Raw genomic sequence first — 18,613 nt, 5'->3', positions numbered from 1 at the left:
TCAGGACGCTTGTCCGGTGGCGGGTGGTTCCGGGACCGGCGCCCGCGAGGGGTGCTGCTCCCGGAAGTCGTGAGCCAGGTGGTCCTGGAGGCTGGCGTGGCGGAACTGGTAGACCGCACCGGCCCGGCGCAGTACGCCGCGCCGCCGGGCGTCGTCCAGGAAGGCGATCAGGGCCCAGGGCACGCGGCCGGTGAGCGGCAGCCAGATGCGGGCGAGGGCCACCCACTGGCCCCAGGCGGTGAAGCTCAGCCCGTATCCGAGGCCGCCGCCGAAGGCGCCCTCAAGGCCGAAGACCAGCCCGGCCAGCACCCCGCGGACCGGCCCCTGGCTGAGCCCGGCGGCGAACCCACCGGGGATCCCGAACACCAGCAGCCACACCACCATATGGACGACAACGTTCCGGCGGTTGGTGTGCAGCAGGTCCGCGGCGCTGACCGCCGTATCGGTGGCGAGGGGCACCTCCACGCGGGTCATGACGCCGAGGACCAGCCCGGCGCCCAGTCCGAGCTGGAGCGGGAGCAGGACCGCGCCCAGGGGCCCGCCGTCGAGTCCGTCGTCGAATCCGAGCGGCGCCACCACGCACCGGTCGGCCAGCACCAGCGCCAGCCCGGTCGGCACCCCGAACGCGACGCCCAGCAGGAACCGGCGGCCGAACGGCGCGGACCGCTCCCGGCCCCCGCCGAAGAGCCGTATGCGCAGATGTGAGGGGGTGACCGGTGTCCCCCGGGCGAGGCGGCCGTACACCATCCCGAAGACCAGTCCGACGACGGCACCGTGCAGCAGGCCGACCAGGAGGCCGCGGGCGGACGCGAATCCCGGGCCGTGCGCGGTGGCGACGAGGTCCACCGGGAGGTTGCCGATCCCGGTGGTCAGGCCGAAGGCGAGTGCGGCGAGGAAGCCGATCACGCGCATGCGGGTGGCGCGGGACACCGTGAGGCCCACCTCCCACCAGGCGAGGTCGCGCGTACCGCGGGCGTGCAGATCCGCGGCGAGGTGGCCGAGCCACTTCCGGGCGCGTTCGGGTTTCCACCGGCGCCCGGTTTCGGCGGCGCGGTCGTCCGGTGCGCGGTCGTAGACGGCGGGGAGGAAGGCGGCCAGGAGGTGGGCCCGCAGGGCCGCAGGGCCCTTGAAGCGTGCAGTGTCCAGGAGTTCGGCGGGGTTGCGTCCGGGGATGTCGCTGTAGACGGCGCGGGCGAGGGAGACCATCAACGGGGTGGTGAGCACCGCGCCGAGGTGGGCCGCGCCGGGGGCGGGCGGCTCCTCCCGGAGCTTGTCCAGGACCGGCTTCCACCCGTGCTTGTCCGGGTCGCCCCCCGCGGGCGGTCCGGCGGCGCGGCGCAGGTAGGAGCCGTAGTCGTCGACGGTGAGGGGGCACAGCTCGACGACGGCTGCCTTGCCGAGCACACCGGTGCCTTCCACGGCCGCGCGGTACTCGTCGGGGCGGCTGGTGAGCAGCAGGGGCAGGGTGGTGCCGCGCAGGACGCCGAGCGCCCGGGGCCGCAGCCCCTCGGCCAGTTCGTCGAGGCCGTCGAGCACGGGCAGGATGCGGCGCGCGTCGACGAGGGCACCGGCGAGGGTCCCGCCGTGCCCGTCGGGGGTGGCGAGAAAGGGGTGGTCGCGCACCAGTTGGCCGCTCATCCAGTCGCGCAGCGAGACGGTGGACGGGTCCCACGACCCCAGGCCGAAGAGCACCGGTACGGGTGCGCCGGGCTTACGGGTGGCGAGCCGGTCGAGGACGAAGCGCAGGGTGAGGACCGACTTCCCGGAACCGGCCTCACCGAGCACCACCAGGCGGCCGGACGGCACCGATGCGTGGACCGCCGCGATCTGCGTGACCCCGCCGTCCAGCGGGAGCGGTGCCGCGGTCGTGGCGGACGGGTCCTCGCGGATGTTCTCCCAGTGGTCGAACAGGTCCCGGGCGGGGGTGCACCGGAAGCGCACGTTCAGCGGGAAGGGGTGGTGCACCTTCCGTTGTTCCTGTTCCTTGCGCCACTGCTGGTCCAGATCGCGGACGAGCCGTGCGGCGGCCGCCCGCACCTCCGGCGGATCGTCCGGCTCGGGTGCGTCCGCCTCGGCGGCCGTCGGCAGGGCGGTGAGCGCGTCGGCGCCGGCCGGCAGGCCGATCAGGCCGTGGAGCGCGTCGCGCCGGTCCTCGGGCAGCGGGTACCAGCGCTCCACCCGGCTCGCCGCGAGGCGGCCGGGCCCGTCGCCTTCGGGGTGCTCGCTGACCACCCCGATCACACAGCCGTCGCTCCACACCGCGGCGCCCGACATGCCCTCCCACGGGGAATGGTCCGGGTCGTGCCCCGGCCCGTCCACGGTGATCTCCAGGAGACCGGCACGGAGATACGACAACGGGGTCGCCGAGCCGCGGGCGTGGTGGGTGTCGCGGTACCGGGACCCGGCGCGTTCCGTGGCCGCGGGGTCGCGGCGCAGCCGGAAGCGGGGGAACCCCAACGCCTCGCACGCCACGGGCGCCGTGATGCGGGCGAACCGCACCGGCGGGACCGAGGGGCCGCCGGGGAGGCCCGTCCCGTCCACGATCCGCAGGACCGCGACATCGATGCCGGTGTCCGTCCAGACCGGCTCGCCGGGCAGTTCGGCCGTGCCGCCGTCCTCGGTGACGAAGCGCAGCCGGACCGATGCGGCGTCGCTGACCACATGTGCGGCGGTGAGCACGGCGCCGTCGCTCACCCGGTAGCCCGATCCCCGCCACGGGGCCCCCGCGCTCCGTTCGGTGAGGATCTGGACCACGCGCCGGGGGTCGGGGCCGCCCGGCGCGTACGCCCCGGTGTTCACGACTCGTCGGGCTCTGCGGTTCCGGCGACATAGGCCGAGGAGCCCGAACCGTCCGGGCCGGTGAGGGTCGGCCGCAGGGCGAGGGTGAGGCGCTGGGTCGAGGTGGTGGCGACGGTCGCGTCCGCGCCGGTCTCCATCACCCAGAACTTGACCTTCGCCCCCGCGTGCCCGGTGCGCTCCAGCGCCACCGAGACCTCCAGCTCGATCGTCCCCAACTCGAAGCGGAGCGCCTCCCCTTCGGCCGCGGCGACCGCCTGTTCCAGCTCGTCCCGCAGATCCCTGATCACACTGGACAGCTCGATCACGCCACGCCCCCTTCGCCGAGCACACCGGTTGGCCAGGACTGTAGTGGCGCGGTGGGGCGCCGCACAGCGCTCCTTCGGCCGCTTCGGAAGCGGGACGGCGCGGCGGCGTACGGGCGCGGCAGGGGGCGCACGCCGGGCGCGGGGCGGGTGGGTACGCGGCCCCGGCCTGCCCGTTGGCGGCGCCGGGTACCGGACACGGTCGGCGGCGGACCGCGCACCCCTCGACCCATATGGCACCGAGTGCACCGAGAACTCCCGCACTCGGCACTCGGTGTCGTATGTAAGTCCACTTCGCCCTCATCGAACCTTCACCATCGGCCCCGTTGCCCATGAGTAAAAAGCGAGGCATGTGCGACCACGAACTGATCCCGCCGCGGGCGGACATGACCGAGGATCAGTGGCTGCGGGATGAGACCGTGCGGCCCGCGAAGGGCGCGCCGCCGCTGCGGACGACCGGCCGCACCGTGCCGTGGGTGAACCGGCGAACGCTGCTGGGCGGCGCGGTGGCGGGCGCCGCGCTCGGTGTGCTGATGGTGCCGGGCAACCACGACTGCTCCGGGCTGCTACCGGGCAGCGGCGGCGACCCGTCCCGCGGCGACCCGCTGGAAGATCGTCCTGGGCCACCACCCGTACCTGAACAACGGCAAGCACGGCAGCGCCGGACCGTACGACGGCTTCACGAGCGGGCACTACACCAGCGGCGTCCACCTCAAACCGTCGACGTCGCCACCCGGAAGGCCACCCGCGCACACCGGATCCGCACCACGACGCCGGTCGGCGGGGCGCGGGCGGGGGCGGGGGCGCCGGTGTAGCGCGGCCGTGGAGCCCGTGGCCGGGCGAGCCGGGCGCGTTTCCCGAAGCTGACGGGCATGCCCCGGCCGGGGCAGCGGGACATGCGGCGGGCCGCACCCCGGCCTAGGGTGAGCGCATGGCCGCGTCCCGGTGGATATCGGCCCTGGTCAACGGCGCGCGGCCGCGGGCCCGGGGCCCGCTCGTCCGCGCGGCGCCGCACCGCCCGGACCGGGCCGCGGCTCCGCCCCTCCCCCTTTTCCGTACGCCCGTGGCAGCCGGGCGACGGGCGCTTTGGTGACCGCCGGGAGCGGCGGGGATCCCGGCCGCCGCTACGACCCGCTGGCCGCCCCGGGGGTGCGCGCGGTGCCCGAGGAGGCGCCGGGCGTCTCGCACCATGAGCCGATCGGCCTGCGCCGCCGCCTCGACCTCAATCTCATGGGCACGTTCGACTGGGATCTGAGCAGCGGCCACATGAACCTCGACGACGGCGCGCTGAGGGTGTACGACCTGCGGGCCGACGAATGGGACGGCGAACCGCTGTCGCTGTCCGCGCGGGTCCCGCCGGAGGAGGGTGCGCGGCTGGACCGGGTGCTGTCGCTGGCGCTCCAGGACGGCGCCTCCTCGTACGGCGCGTACTTCCGGGTGCGGTACCGCGACGGGACGACGCACTGGGCGCACTCCCAGGGCCGGATCCTGCGTGACGCGGACGGTATGCCGTACCGGGTGATCGGGGTGGTGCGGGAGGCGTCGAACGAGCTGGCGGACTCGGCGCTGCTGCGGTCGTTGCAGCAGGAGCGGCAGCGGCAGACGGTGATGGTGCAGCAGACCACGGCGGCGCTGGCGCGGGCGATGTCGGTGGCCGATGTGACGCGGGTGCTGACCGGCCCGGGCGGGGCCCGGCGGTTCGGGGCGGACGCGCTGGTCCTCGGGCTGGTGGCGGGCGGCCGGTTCGAGGTGATCGCGGCGGCGGGACTGGACGGCGACGTGCCCGAGGAGATGCTGCGCTCGCGGCTGGACGACACGCTGCCGCTGTCCGACACGGTGGCGTCGCGGCGCCCCAGCTTTCTGCGCACCCGCGGCGAGATGATCGCGCGGTTCCCGCGGCTGCGCCCGTACGGGGAGATGCTGCCGCCGGGCAGCGCGTCGTTCCTGCCGCTGGTGGCGCAGGACACCGTCGTCGGGGCGCTGGGCCTGTTCGGCCACGAGCCGTCGGGGCAGTCCGCCGAGGCGCGGAACCTGGCGCTGGCGCTGGCGGGTGTGGTGGCGCAGTCGTTGCAGCGGGCGACCCTCTTCGACCAGGAGCGGGAGTTCGCGACGGGCCTCCAGGCGACGATGCTGCCGCGCCGGGTGCCGGAGATCCCCGGCGGCGAGGTGACGGTGCGGTACCACCCGGCGAGCGTGGGCCGCGACATCGGCGGCGACTGGTACGACGTGATCGCCCTGCCGCAGGGCCGTACGGGGCTGGTGGTCGGCGACGTCGAGGGGCACGACACCCACGCGGCGGCGGTGATGGGGCAGTTGCGGATCGCGTTGCGGGCGTACGCGAGCGAGGGGCATCCGCCGGAGACGGTGCTGGTGCGGGCCTCGCGGTTCCTGGCCGAGCTGGAGACCGACCGCTTCGCGACCTGCACCTACGTCCAGGCGGATCTGGATTCGGGGGCGCTGCATGTGGCGCGGGCCGGGCATCTCGGGCCGCTGATCCGGGACGGCTTGGGGCATGTGGACTGGCCGGAGATCCGCGGCGGGCTGCCGCTCGGCGTGGCCACCGCGTTCGGGCACGACCACTTCCCCGAGACGCAGCTGTTCCTGGAGCCCGGTTCGACGCTGCTGCTGTGCAGCGACGGTCTGGTGGAGCAGCCGGGGCAGGACATCTCGGTCGGCATCGACGCGCTGACGGCGGCGGTACGGGCAGGTCCCGAGGAGTTGGGGGCGCTCGCCGATCAGCTCGCGGAGCTGCTGTGGTCGGCGCCCGGGTCGGAGGACGATCTGGCGCTGTTGCTGCTGCGGCGGGTGCCGGACCCGGGCACCCGCGCGGTGCCGCGGCTGCGGCTCCATGTGCACCAGGCCGATCCGTCGGGCGCCGCCGATGTCCGGTCGGCGCTGCGGCGCACCGTGGACCAGTGGTGGGCCGGGCCGGTGATGTACGACATCGAGGTGGCGGCGAGCGAGCTGATCGCCAACGCGCTGACGCACACGGAGAGCGGGGCGCTGGTGACGATGGAGCTGCTGCCCGGGGAACCGCGGCGGATCCGGCTGGAGGTCGAGGACCGCTCCAGCCAGTGGCCCCGGCGCCGCAGCCCCGGCGAGACGGCCACGTCCGGACGGGGCCTGATGCTGGTGGAGGCGCTGTCCGACTCCTGGGGCGCCGAACCCCGCGGCTCCGGCAAGGCACTGTGGTGCGAGTTCGTGGTCCCGGACGGGGAGGGTCCCACGGACGGGGAAGGAGCCACGAACGGGGGGTGAGGGCGCCCCCGCGCCCCCGCCCCCCGGCCCGTCCCGTAGGGGCCTGGCCCGCTCCCCCGGCCGGCCCCGTACGGGGCCGGGCCGCCGCCCTACGGATCAGGAACGGCGGCCGGTCACCTCCCCTGAGGCACGCCCCTACGGCCCGTACCACAGGGTCGTGATGTTGCAGAACTCCCGGATGCCGTGGCCGGACAGCTCCCTGCCGTAGCCCGAGCGTTGGGCGCCGCCGAAGGGCAGGCCGGGGTGGGAGGCGGTCATGCCGTTGAAGTACACGCCCCCGGCGCGCAGGTCGCGGGCGAGGCGTTCCTGTTCGGCCTCGTTGCGGGTCCAGGCATTGGAACTGAGGCCGAACGGTGTGTCGTTGGCGAGGGCCACCGCCTCGTCGAGGTCGGCGACGCGGTAGAGCGAGGCGACCGGGCCGAACGCCTCCTCGTGGTGGATGCGCATGTCGGGGGTGATGCCGGTGAGGACCGTCGGCTCGTAGAACCAGCCCGCGGGGTGCTGCGGCGGGCGGCGGGCGCCGCAGAGCGCGGTGGCACCGCGGTGCACCGCGTCGTCGACCAGCTCCTCCAGATCGGAGCGGCCCTGTGCGCTGGCAAGCGGTCCGACGTCGGTGTTCTCGTCCATCGGGTCGCCGATGGTGAGCGCGGCCATCGCGGCGGTGAACCGTTCGGCGAACGCGTCGTGGATGTCGGTGTGCAGGAGGAAGCGTTTGGCGGCGATGCAGGACTGGCCGTTGTTCTGGACCCGGGCGGTCACCGCGACACGCACCGCGGCGTCGAGGTCGGCGGAGGGCAGCACGACGTACGGGTCGCTGCCGCCGAGTTCGAGCACCGTCTTCTTGATCTCGTCGCCCGCGACGGAGGCGACCGCGCGACCGGCCGGTTCGCTGCCGGTGAGGGTGGCGGCCGCGATCCGCGGGTCGCGCAGTACGCCCTCCACCGCGCCCGAGCCGATCAGCAGGGTCTGGAAGCATCCGGCGGGGAATCCGGCCCGGCGGAACAGTTCCTCCAGGTAGAGGGCGGTCTGCGGGACGTTGGAGGCGTGTTTGAGCAGCCCGGTGTTCCCGGCCATCAGGGTCGGCGCGGCGAACCGTACGACCTGCCAGAGCGGGAAGTTCCACGGCATCACGGCGAGGACGACGCCCAGCGGGCGGTAGCGCACCACCGCGCGGGCCGCACCGGAGTCGCGGACGTCGGCGGGGTCGGGGTGCTCGTCGGCGAGGAGGGCGGCGGCGTGGTCGGCGTACCAGCGCATGGTCTTGGCGCACTTGGCGACCTCGGCGCGGGCCGCCACGAGCGTCTTGCCCATCTCGGTGGTCATGGTGCGGGCGACGGTGTCGTGGTCCGCGTCCAGCAGGGCGGCGGCCTTGTGCAGCCACCCGGCGCGGGTGGCGAACGAGGTGCGCCGGTGCGCTTCGTACGCCTGCTCGGCGAGGACCAGGCGGTCTTCGAGCTCGCCCGGGTTGAGCGGTTCGAAGGTCTTGAGCGTTTCGCCGGTGGCCGGGTTGACCGTGGCGATGGCCATGAACAGCACCTCCTCGGTGGGACGGGACGATCGGCTCGGCGGTGGTACGGGCGCGCGGCCGTCTCAGCTCAGCGGCGACGGTGCCGGTGACGGATCCGGTACGGGATCGGGCCCCGGCGGGCGCGGGATCGGGGACGGCGACGGCTCGGGCCCCGGCGGCCCCGGCACGGGACCCGGCGGCGGTTCGGGGACGGGCCCCGGCGGCGGCCCGCCGGGCTCCGGTGTCGGCCCGTCCGGATCGGGAGGCGGGCCCCCCGGATCGGGGGGCAGCGGCACGGGCTCGGGCATCGGCACCGGCGCGGGGCCACCGGGGTCGGGCGGGGTGACCGGATCGGTCGCGGCGGGGCCGTACCGCCCGTGGCCCGGGGCGCCGGGCGCCACCCGGCCGCCGCCGCGGGCCCGGGGACGGTACGGGATCGGTTGCGGCTGCACGGCATGCCTTTCGGAGGTGGACTCTGCTACGTGCGCGGGTACCCCCGTATCCGAGTCTGGCCCGTTCCCGGCCACCCCGCACGCCCGGCGGGGCCCGTCCCTCGGGCCGCCCCGCACGCCCGGCCGGGCCGGGCCTCCGGCGGGCCCGCGCCCGTACACCCGTTACGGCTGCGGGTCGAGGGCGTCGTAGCGGGCGAAGGCGCGGCGGCCCAGGCCAAGGGCGGTGACGGTCAGGACGCAGGCGAGGCCGCCGCCGATGACGGCGACCGTCGGGGAGGTCAGATCGGCGGCCGATCCGGCGAGGAAATCACCGAGGCGGGGGCCGCCCGCGACGACCACGATGAAGACGCCCTGGAGGCGGCCGCGCATCCGGTCCGGCGTCGCGGCCTGCAGCATGGTGGAGCGGAAGACCATCGAGACGGTGTCGGCGCAGCCCGCGACGGCCAGGAAGAACAGGCCGAGCCAGAGGTTGCGGGCCAGGCCGAAGCAGGCGACGGCCGCGCCCCAGGAGGCGACGGCCAGCAGGATCGCCAGCCCGTGGCGGCGGATGCCGCCGAGCCAGCCGGAGAACAGCCCGCCGAGGACGGCGCCGACGGCGGGCGCGGCGGCCAGCAGCCCCACCGTCTTCGCATCGCCCGCGAACCACAGCACCGCGATGGCGGGGAAGAGCGCGCGCGGCTGGGCCAGCACCATCGCGGAGAGGTCGGTGAAGAACGTCATCCGCAGGTTGGGGCGGGTGGCGAGGAACCGCAGCCCGTCCAGGACAGAGGCGCGGCGCGGCTGCTCACCGTCGCCGTCGCCCTGCTCGGGCCGCATCGCGGGCAGCCGCCACATCGCGTACAGGGAGGCGCCGAAGGCGGCCACATCGATCAGGTAGGCGGCCTGATAGCCCCACAGCCCGACGATGACGCCGCCCAGCATCGGGCCGCCCATCATGCCGAGGTTGCTGGTCAGCGAGTTGAGGGCGTTGGCGGCGGGCAGCTGCTCGACGGGCAGCAGCCGCGGGATCATCGACGAACGCGCCGGGGAGTTCATCGCGAAGCACACGGCCTGGAGAGCGACGACGCCGTAGAGCAGCGCCACATGGTGCCGGTGGGTGAGCGCCGCGGCGGCCAGGACGACGGAGAGGACGGTGGCGCCGCTCGCGCTGTACAGGCCGAGTTTGCGGCGGTCGACGGTGTCGGCGATGGCGCCGCCGTAGAGACCGAAGACGACGAGTGGGACGAGGGAGCAGAGGCCGACCAGACCGACCGCGAAGGTGGAGTGTGTGAGGTCGTAGACCTGGAGGGAGACCGCGAGCGCGGTCATCTGCTGGCCCATCCAGGAGATCGTGTTGCCGCACCACAGCCGCCGGTAATCCGGTGAGGTGCGCAGCGGTGTGAGGTCGGCGAATATGCGTGAGCGCAGCGGTACGGGGTCTGTGGAGGATTTCGTTGCATCGGGCACGCGGAAGTAAAACATGCCCGCGGTGCCGGGCGGCGGGCAGTTTTCGAGCCCGTCGGTGCCGGTACGTCCCAGTCAGGCCGACGGCGTGGCCGGCCCGGGCCGAGGCGAGGGACACGGATTTTTTCCAGCAGAGCTTGTGCGCAACGGGCGAGCAACTCACCCTCATGGTCAGTGAGTTCATGGCGACGCACCCACCTCACCGTGATCCACCACTCGATGATCTCCGAAGACGGACCCCAACGGAAATCCCAGGATATTTCCCACCCGATGCGCCACTTCAGCGACTTGAGGGGGGAACCTTTTCGCAGTGCGAGTGCTCATATATGAGGCGCAGGTGTGCGCATGTACGCATGTCTGCATGCGCACTCACGCACACCATGAGTCATGCACGGCCTGAACATGACGAACGTCAACCTGTGCCGCCCAGGTGGCACTTGGGATCCGAGAGGTCTGCTGGATGAAGATTCGCCGCGCCCTGACGGCCGCCGCAGCGGCTGCCGTGATAGCGCCCGCCGCCGTACTGGCCGCGCCCGCCGCCGCGTTCGCAACGGAGCCGGTGTCCGAGGCCGGTCCCCGCACACCCGCCTCTCCCGACTCCCCCGATGCCGCAACACCGGCGGACCGGACGGCGGATTCCGCAACGAGCGGTCCCGCCCCGGGGAAGTCGCCGAAAGCCGCCGGGACCACCGAGGGGACCATCGGCGCAGGTGGTGCCACCGGTGGAGGCAAGGACGCCGGTGATGCCGATGGTGCGGGTCAGTCCTGCGCGTTCGAGTCCGACCAGTTGCAGGTGGCCGTCCACGGGCTGCCGCGCCGGCTGGCCGCGGGCGGCGCCTGGACCCCCTTCTCCATGACGCTCACCAACACCACCGGCAAGCCCCTGGAGAAGGTCCAGCCCTTCCTCTACGTGTCCTCCGCCGAGGATGTCGACCGGCCGTACTGGGAGCTGGAGACCGAGTACCGCGACGCCAAGACGGGGCGGTGGAAGACCTTCCATGACGCGGAGCCCGACGACCTGTTCGGCTTCTTCGCCGTCGGTCCGCGCAGCACCCTCACGCTCCAGCTGCGCACCCGCATGGTCAAGGACGCCAAGCCCGGCGCCGGGTACGCGCTCGCCGCCGGCGACTACCGCAACCGCGACGGTTCCTGTGGTTCGGCCAAGGAAGCCTGGTACGACTTCGCCCTCCTCCCCGCGGGCGCGAAGCCGACGCAGCCCCCGGCCACCGAGCCGGGTGAGCCGGGCAAGCCGGGTGGCACGGCCGAGCCCGGCCAGAGCGGCGCGTCCGGCGGCGGTACGGGTGGTTCCGGTGCCACCGGTGGCACCGGCCCGCAGGGCGGCGGCCACCTCGCCACGACCGGCTCCTCGTCCGCCCTCCCGGCGATCGCTCTCGCCGGCGGAGCCGCGATGGTGGTCGGCGCGGGTGCGGTCATCGTCGTGCGCCGCCGGAAGGGCATGGCCGGGCCGGGCGCCACGGACGTCACCGCGTGAGCCCAACCGTCGCTCCAAGAACCTGACAACCCAAGGATCCACGGCCTCAGAGCTCAATCGCACTGGCAGCAAAGGCTCCAAGGGTCCGAAGAACCAGGAAAGAGATCTTCATGAATCTGCGCCGCGCCCTGTCGGTCTCGGCCGCGACGGCCGCCCTGATCCCCGTGGCGGTGGCCGCCGCGCCCGCCTCCCAGGCGGCCCCTGCCGCGGAAATCCCGAAGTGCTCCGAGCTCGGGAAGAACAACAACGCCTTCGTGGGCCGCACGTTCGGCATACCCGAGTCGATCACTCTCGGCACCGACTGGACGACCTACACCGCCACGCTCACCAACGCCTCGGCGAAGAATCTGAAGTCGTTCGAACTCAGCGCCGAGCTGGGCAGCTACGTCTACAACGAGGGCGAGCACGACCTGAGCCCGTACGGCGATCTGCAGTACTGGGACACCTCGCAGCGCGCCTGGAAGACGCTGCGCCAGGCCAATGGGAACGCCGGCGGCACCGTCCCCGGCCCGAAGACGCTGAAGCCCCGCGAGTCCGTCCACGTGCAGCTGCGGTTCAGGGTGGGCAAAGACCTGCCCATGGACCATGCGTACGACGCGTTCACCGGCCTCACCGGTACCTTCGCCGACCGCTACCACGACATGGACTGCACGTCCCACGGCGTTGCCGTCGGGGGTTTCTCCCCCCGCACGGGCTGAAACAGAACGTGCTGCGGTGGGACGTTGACGCCCGGGGCCGTGGCGGGCCCCGCCCAGGGCGTTGCCCGGGCGGGGCCCGAACCGATTCCCTAGAGGCCGTCCCCCAGCCCGTACACCCGCCGTGCGTTGCCCGCCGCGATCAGTGCGGCGATGCGGGCGGCGTCCTCGTACGACCAGGCGCCGGTGTGTGTCCAGCCGTCGAGGACGGTGCGCAGCGCGGTGCGGAAGACGGCGCTGCCGACGGTGTACAGCTCGGGCAGGCCGTACGCGTCGGTGGAGAAGAGGAGTTTGCCGAACGGGGTCAGTTCCAGGAATTCGGCGAGCACGGCGGCGGCGTGGGCGCCGGTGTGGCCGAGGGTGAGGCCGACGTCGGCGTACACATGCGGGTACACGGCCGCGAGGTAGGCGGCCTGGCGGTGGTACGGGTAGCAGTGCAGCAGGACGAGCGGGGTGCCGGTGTCGGCGGTGGCGCGGACGAAGTCGGTGAGCAGGGACGGGTCGGCGTGGTGCAGACGCAGGTCGGGGTCGCCGAAGCCGGTGTGGATCTGGAGCGGCAGGCCGGTGGCGACGGCGAGTTCGAGGAGGTGGCGCAGGAGGACCGGGTCGGTGAGCCGGGCCGGGCCGGGGCCGGCGAGCCAGGCGCGGGCGGCGGCGTGTACCGCGTCCGGGCCGGGCGGGCGGGCCTGGAGGGCGAGGCCGTGGCGGTAGGCGGCGACGGTCTTGAAGGCGACGGCGTGCGCCGCGGCGTCGCGTACGGAACGGGCCAGGGCGTCGGTGAACTCCTCGGCGTCCGCGGCCTGTTGGGCGGCGCGTTCGGCGAGGGTCTCCAGGCGGACGACCTCGTGCCCGGTGCCGTCGCCGGATGCGGCGGTCTCCGCGGGGCCGGTGAGCGGTCCGGGAAGTCCGGTGTCGACGAGATAGGCACCGATGCCCGCCGCGGTGAGCAGACGGCGGCGGGCCTCGTCGGGGCCGAGTTCGGCGCGGCGGGCGAGGTAGTCGGCGGGCGGGCAGTGCGGCGGCAGGCCGAGGGCGGGCGGGCACCAGCGGCGGACCGCGAACCCGGCCTGGGTGTCGAGGTAGCTGGTGCCCGGGGCGGGCGGCCGGTCGGACTCGGTGAGGTATCCGGCGAACTCGTCGGCCTCCGGGTGGTGGCGGATCACGCCGTGGCAGTGGTGGTCGACGAGCGGCGGCAGGCCGTCCGGCGGGGCGGGCGTCACCAGCGCCACCGGGTCTCGGCGGCGATCTCCTCATCGCCCTCGCCCGCGAACCGCGCGGCCTCCGCCCGGCGCACGGCGAGCACCGCGCCGTGCAGCACGTCGCCCATCGCCTCCCGCAGCGGCGCCGACTTCTCCAGCTGGTCGGCGGAGTCGGTGAGGGTGGTGGGAAGGCGGACGATGCCGCGGCGGCCACGCTCGCGGACGCCGAGGACGCCGGGGTCGCCGCTGACCGGGTCGGGGAGACGGCCGCCGGAGGTCAGGCCGTGGAGCCCGGCGGCGAGGACCGCGCCGACGACGAGGTAGGGGTTGGCGGCGGCGTCGAACGGCTTCAGCTCGGCGTGGCCGCCGTCCGGGTCGTCGGGCGCGCCGGTGACCAGCCGCAGCGCGGCCTCGCGGTTCTCCACGCCCCAGCACTGGTAGACGCCCGCCCAGTGCGACGGCTGGAGGCGCAGATAGCTGGCGGGTGACGGGCAGCCGAGGGCGAGGAGGGCGGGCAGTGCCTCCAGGACGCCGCCGAGGAACGCCGCCGCGTCGGGCGCCAGGCCGTGTGCGGCGGCGGGGTCGCGGTGCAGGGAGCGGCCGTCGCGGTGGAGGCTGAGGTGGAGGTGGCAGCCGTTGCCGACGAGCCCGGCGACGACGGTGGGGGCGAAGGAGGCGCGCAGCCCGTGGCGGGCGGAGACGGCGCGGACGGTCTCGCGGACGAGGACGACGTCGTCGGCGGCGCGCACCGGGTCGGCGGCGGCGGTGGAGACCTCGAACTGGCCGGCCGCGTACTCCGGGTGGAGCTGGAGGACGTCGAGGCCCTGGACGGTGAGCGCCTCGGTGATGTCGCGGAGGTAGTCGGAGAGTTCGACTACGCGGGTCATGCCGTAGGCGGGCCCGGCGCAGGGGAAGTCGAGCGGGGCCTCCGGGTCGGTGGCGGCCGGGGTGCCGGGCTCGGGGGCGCGGGTGACGACCCATTCGGTCTCGAAGCCCATCCGCAGCCCCAGGCCGTGCTCCGCCGCGCGGTCGGTCATCCGGCGGGCGAACTGCCGCTGGCAGGCGGGATGCGGGGCGCCCAGCTGGTCGTAGCGGTCGGCGGGTGCCCAGGCCCAGCCGGGCTGTGCGGCGAGCGGGGTGACGCGGTCCAGGTCGGGGAAGAGCCGCAGATCGCCGTCGGGGCCACCGATGTGGGCGGATTCGGTGATGGCGTCGTCGGAGGTGAAGACGTCGAAGACGGGGGACATGCCGACGCCACGGTGGGCGACCTGCTCCAGGCGGTGTGCCGGGACGGCCTTGACGCGGGTGATGCCCGCGTTGTCGACCCAGGTCAGGGCGGTGTTGCGGACCCCTTCGGCGTCCAGCCGCGCCGACAACTGACGTGCCTGTGCCGACTGTTGTGCCGACCGCGATTCCATGGTGCGTCCTTCACTCGCGTGTGCCGATGTCTCGGCGTCCGGTGCCCCCGGGGTGCGTACGCGGCGCGGCGCCCGGCCCGCGGGGCGGGTGGGCTCTGCGCCCGGCCGTGACGACAGGACCCGGGTCAGGGGCAGTTGAACTCGCACCATACGCACTTGCCGCCGCCCCGCGGTTCCACTCCCCGGACATCGGCCAGCCGGTCCACGAGCAGCAGACCGCGTCCGGAGACCCCGGCCTCGCCCGGTTCGCGGCGCCGGGGCAGGTTGCTGGACTCGTCCTCGACCTCCAGCCGGAGCCGCCGTTCGGCGCTGTGCGGCATCTCGACGGTGCTGACGGCGGAGCCGTCGGTGTGCAGCAGGGTGTTGGTGATCAGCTCGTCGGCGACGAGTTCGATCTCCTCGGCGCGGTCCCCGGCGCCCCCGGCGCGGACGGCGGAGCGGATCATGTGGCGGGCGACTCCTGCGGGCCACGGCGGACCTCTGCGGCCAACTCGCGGATGCCGTCGTCGAGATCGGTGCCGGGCGTCTCGACGAGGCCGTCGGTGCAGAGCAGCAGCGTGTCACCCGGAGCGAGCTGCACCGTGGTGACGGGGTAATCCAGACGGGTGAACTCGGCGGAGAGTCCGAGGGGCAGGCCACCCGCGACGGGCAGCGGTCGGCAGAGCCCTTCGGCGTGCCGCAGCAGCGGGTCGATGTGCCCGGCGCGGACGAAGCGGGCGGAGCCGGTGCTCAGATCCGCGTCGACGTAGACGCAGGTGGCCAAGCGGTCGGTGTCCAGTTCCTTGAGGAAGGCGGAGGCGCGGGCCATGACGGTGGCGGGGGCGTGCCCCTCGGCGGCGTAGGCGCGCAGCACGATACGGAGCTGGCCCATGAGGGCGGCGGCCCGGGTGTCGTGGCCCTGGGCGTCGCCGACGACGGCGGCGCGGCCGTGCGGCAGCGGGATGACGTCGTACCAGCCGCCGCCGATGTCGCGGCCGAGGCGGACGGAGCGGTGGCGGACGGCGATCTGGGCGCCGGGGACACCGGGGATGCGGCGCGGCAGCATCGCCTGCTGGAGTCCGGCGGCGAGGTCGTGTTCCTGGTCGTGGAGCATGGCGCGGGCCAGGCTCTGGGCGATGCTGGAGCCGAGGGCGACCATGAGGGCGCGTTCCTGCTCGCCGAAGTCCGACTCGCGCGGGAAGAAGATGCCGATGACGCCGATCGGGCGGCCCTGGGCGATCAGCGGGAGGTAGGCGGCGGAGCCCACGTCGAGGGGTTCGATGGCGGGCCGGATGCGGGGGTAGCAGTCGGCGAACTCGGCGCGGCTGCCGACGAAGCGCGGGGTGAGGGTGCGCACGACCTCGCTCATGGGGAACTCGTCGCCGATCCGGGTGAGCCCGAGTTCGGGGATGAAGCTGCCGGCCTTCCCCTCGGAGATCAGCCGGATGCGGCTGGATTCGACGAGCCCGAGGATGACGTTCTCGGCACTCAGGCGGCTGAGGCCCTGGTCGTCGGCGAGGACGGCGATGACGTCCTGGACGGTGCGGGCGTGGGCGAGGGCGGCGGTGGTGCGCTGGACGACGTCGGTGTGGCGGCGGCGTTCCTCGTCGACGGCGATCCGCTCGGCGGCGTGGCGGTACTCGTCCTCGGCGTCGCGGACCACGCCGATGATGCGGCAGGGGCGGCCGGTGTCGTCGCGGCGGATGCTGCCCTGGCTGTGGGTCCAGCGGAGCACGCCGTCGCGGTGACGGACGCGGAAGTAGGCGCCGTAGGAGTCGCTGCCGTCCTTGAGGGCGCGGGCGACGTGGGCGTCGAGGCGGGCGGCCTCGCCGGGCGGGACGCGGTCGGCGAGGGTGGCGGGCCGGTCGTCGTACGCCTGCGGGGGCATGTCGAAGAGCCGCAGCGCGGGCGAGTCCATGTGCAGCAGCCCCCGGTCGAGGTCCCAGTCGAATCCGCCCATGTGGTTGGGGGCAAGGGTGAGATCCGGGTGGGCGGGCCAGCCGTCCGGCACCGACACGGTGGGCCGCTTCGCTCCCCGGTCAGCCATGCCGCCACTGTCCCATGCGCCCCGGTATCAGGGCTTTCCGATCGCCCCTCCTGCACCGGCCGACCCACGCCCCCCGTGACTGACTTTCGCATCAGTCAGTCACCACAACGCGAGAAAACCCCTGCTCAAAGCGGGTTTAGATCACTTGACTCCCTCTCACCGTTGCGATGGTCTCAACGCTGCTGCTACGGTCCCGGACCATGACGGACGACGCCGCAGCCCGGGTACCGGATGACGCCGGGGCGCTCACGGAACGTGTCCGGCAGGCGATCGACGGGCTGGGATGCAGCCGCCGCGAGGTCGCCCGCCGGATCGTGATGGACCCCTCGAAGCTCTCCCGGTCGCTCAACGGCGGCCGCCGCTTCACCGTCGCCGAGATCGTCCGGATCGCCGACATCACCGGCGTCGACGCGGGCCGCCTCCTCGGCCCGGCGCAGCGCCCCGCGCCGCCGCCCGCGGCCGGTCCGGTGGCGGTGCCGGACGGCGGCCGCCCGCTCCAGATCGTCCGCGAGACCGTCCGGCTCATCGCCGAGCACGGCTTCCACGGCGTGCGGGTCGCCGACATCGCGGCGGCCTGCGGCACCAGCACGGCGGCCGTGCACTACCACTTCCCCGGCCGCGACGAGCTGCTGGAGGCCGCGGTGCGCTGGTGCATGGACGAGGACACCGCCCGCCGGGCCGCGGGCCTCGCCACGGCGGCCGACGCCCGCGCCGAGCTGCTGCATCTGATCGCCCTCCAGACGCCCCGCACCGACCAGCAGCGCCGTCAGTGGCTGGTCTGGCTGGACCTGTGGGCGCAGGCCGCCCGCTCCACCGCGATCGGCCGCCTCCACGAGCACTACTACCGGCAGTGGCGCACCACCGTCGCCGATGTGCTGCGCCGCGGAATCGGCCAGGGCGTCTTCCGCGATCTGGACCCGGAGTTCACCGCGCTGCGGCTGACCGCGCTGATCGACGGTCTGGCCACCCAGGTCCTGGCCACCGCGCCGGACAGCACCGGCCCCGACACCATGCACGACGCCCTGCTCGCCTTCGTGGCGAGCGAGGTCACCGCGGACTGAGTCCGCGCATCCCACCGGCCGCCGCCGCCCGGCGCCGGCCTCCCCTGTCCCCCTCCGAAGGGAATCCCGTGAACCACGAGGTCATCATCACCTGTGCGCTGACCGGCGCGGGCGACACCGTCGGCCGCTCCCCGCACGTCCCGGTGACGCCGGAGCAGATCGCCGCCTCAGCCGTCGAGGCGGCCGCGGCGGGCGCCGCCGTCGTCCACATCCACGTCCGCGACTCCGAGACCGGCGCGCCCTCGCGCGACCCGAAGCTCTACGCGGAGACCGTCGCGCGGATCAAGGACACCGGCACCGACGTCGTCATCAACCTCACCGCCGGGATGGGCGGCGACCTCGTCGTCGACCCCGACGAGCCGCTGAAGCACCTGCCGGGCACCGACCTCGTCGGCGGGCTGGAGCGGCTGCCGCACGTCGAGGACCTGCTGCCGGACATCTGCACCCTGGACTGCGGTTCGCTCAACTTCGGCGACGGCTCCAACCTCTACGTCTCCACCCCCGACATGCTGCGGGCCGGCGCCAAGCGCATCCAGGAGCTGGGCGTGCGGCCGGAGCTGGAGATCTTCGACACCGGTCAGCTGTGGTTCGCCAAGCAGCTGCTGGCCGAGGGCCTGCTCGACGACCCGACCGTCTTCCAGCTGTGCATGGGCATCCCGTGGGGCGCCCCCGCCGAGCCCGGTGTGCTCCAGTCGATGGTGAACATGCTGCCCGAGGGCGCGCAGTGGGCCAGCTTCGCGCTGGGCCGGATGCAGATGCCGTGGGTGGCCCAGTCGATCCTGCTCGGCGGCAACGTCCGGGTCGGCCTGGAGGACAACCTCTACCTCAGCCGGGGTGTGAAGGCCACCAACGGCCAGCTCGTCGAACGCGCCGTGCAGATCACCGAGTTGCTGGGCGCCACGGTCGCCACCCCCGACCAGGCCCGCGCCCGCCTCGGCCTCAAGCCCCGCGGCTGACCGTC

The 18,613-nt window shown here is 74.0% G+C and carries 12 protein-coding genes and 1 pseudogene; 6 read left to right on the top strand and 7 right to left on the bottom strand.

The features are described 5' to 3' along the window. Both OG422_RS26925 and OG422_RS26920 read right to left on the bottom strand, forming a co-directional pair. Nucleotides 1-2,754 carry a trypsin-like peptidase domain-containing protein gene (locus tag OG422_RS26925; protein WP_405748009.1) on the bottom strand — a complete coding sequence of 918 codons (2,754 nt, stop codon included), beginning with the start codon at nt 2,752-2,754 and terminating at the stop codon, nt 1-3. A 41-nt stretch (nt 2,755-2,795) separates the two neighbouring features. Continuing rightward, on the bottom strand, nt 2,796-3,104 hold the full coding sequence (locus OG422_RS26920) for a trypco2 family protein (RefSeq protein ID WP_143941300.1): 309 nt from the start codon (nt 3,102-3,104) through the stop codon (nt 2,796-2,798). A 347-nt stretch (nt 3,105-3,451) separates the two neighbouring features. Between OG422_RS26920 and OG422_RS26915 the strand changes: the two genes are divergently transcribed. Further along, nucleotides 3,452-3,916, top strand: a complete 465-nt coding sequence (locus OG422_RS26915) for a hypothetical protein (RefSeq protein WP_405746524.1) — start codon at nt 3,452-3,454, stop codon at nt 3,914-3,916. Between the two features lie 274 nt (nt 3,917-4,190). Then, nucleotides 4,191-6,359, top strand: coding sequence for a SpoIIE family protein phosphatase (locus tag OG422_RS26910; RefSeq protein WP_405746521.1), 2,169 nt, complete (start codon nt 4,191-4,193; stop codon nt 6,357-6,359). A 135-nt stretch (nt 6,360-6,494) separates the two neighbouring features. Here OG422_RS26910 and OG422_RS26905 read toward each other — a convergent pair whose 3' ends face one another. Continuing rightward, on the bottom strand, nt 6,495-7,886 hold the full coding sequence (locus OG422_RS26905; RefSeq protein WP_143944318.1) for an NADP-dependent succinic semialdehyde dehydrogenase: 1,392 nt from the start codon (nt 7,884-7,886) through the stop codon (nt 6,495-6,497). Between the two features lie 594 nt (nt 7,887-8,480). Beyond that, nucleotides 8,481-9,779 (bottom strand): MFS transporter, encoded by a 1,299-nt coding sequence (locus OG422_RS26900; protein WP_405746518.1) that lies wholly within the window; start codon nt 9,777-9,779, stop codon nt 8,481-8,483. Nucleotides 9,780-10,221: 442 nt separating this feature from the next. On the opposite strand from OG422_RS26900, the gene OG422_RS26895 reads away from it, so the two are divergent. Together OG422_RS26895 and OG422_RS26890 are read left to right on the top strand one after the other, a co-directional pair. Beyond that, nucleotides 10,222-11,253: an LPXTG cell wall anchor domain-containing protein gene (locus OG422_RS26895; RefSeq protein WP_405746515.1), complete on the top strand. Its 1,032-nt coding sequence runs from the start codon at nt 10,222-10,224 to the stop codon at nt 11,251-11,253. A 110-nt stretch (nt 11,254-11,363) separates the two neighbouring features. Then, entirely contained in the window at nt 11,364-11,951 is a 588-nt protein-coding gene (locus OG422_RS26890; protein ID WP_405746513.1) for a hypothetical protein, read from the top strand. Between the two features lie 89 nt (nt 11,952-12,040). Here the strand turns inward: OG422_RS26890 and OG422_RS26885 are convergent, their stop codons facing one another. From OG422_RS26885 to OG422_RS26875, 3 genes and pseudogenes are all read right to left on the bottom strand, one after another. Then, entirely contained in the window at nt 12,041-13,171 is a 1,131-nt protein-coding gene (locus OG422_RS26885) for an amidohydrolase family protein (RefSeq protein ID WP_405748007.1), read from the bottom strand. Then, nucleotides 13,165-14,565, bottom strand: a complete 1,401-nt coding sequence (locus OG422_RS26880; protein ID WP_405746511.1) for a glutamine synthetase — start codon at nt 14,563-14,565, stop codon at nt 13,165-13,167. Before OG422_RS26880 ends, OG422_RS26885 begins: the two co-directional genes overlap by 7 nt. A gap of 125 nt (nt 14,566-14,690) precedes the next feature. Next, nucleotides 14,691-16,591, bottom strand: a pseudogene (locus tag OG422_RS26875) (SpoIIE family protein phosphatase). 200 nt (nt 16,592-16,791) lie between these two features. Here OG422_RS26875 and OG422_RS26870 point away from each other — a divergent pair. Continuing rightward, on the top strand, nt 16,792-17,652 hold the full coding sequence (locus OG422_RS26870) for a TetR/AcrR family transcriptional regulator (protein WP_143941833.1): 861 nt from the start codon (nt 16,792-16,794) through the stop codon (nt 17,650-17,652). 68 nt (nt 17,653-17,720) lie between these two features. Next, on the top strand, nt 17,721-18,608 hold the full coding sequence (locus tag OG422_RS26865) for a 3-keto-5-aminohexanoate cleavage protein (protein ID WP_405746508.1): 888 nt from the start codon (nt 17,721-17,723) through the stop codon (nt 18,606-18,608). The last annotated feature ends 5 nt before the right edge of the window (nt 18,609-18,613 follow it).

Origin of the sequence: Streptomyces sp. NBC_01525, assembly GCF_045040405.1 — a bacterium.
GTDB classification, from domain to species: domain Bacteria; phylum Actinomycetota; class Actinomycetes; order Streptomycetales; family Streptomycetaceae; genus Streptomyces; species Streptomyces benahoarensis.
The sequence above is the reverse complement of the archived record's forward strand: the minus strand, read 5'-3'. Positions and strand labels throughout refer to the sequence as shown.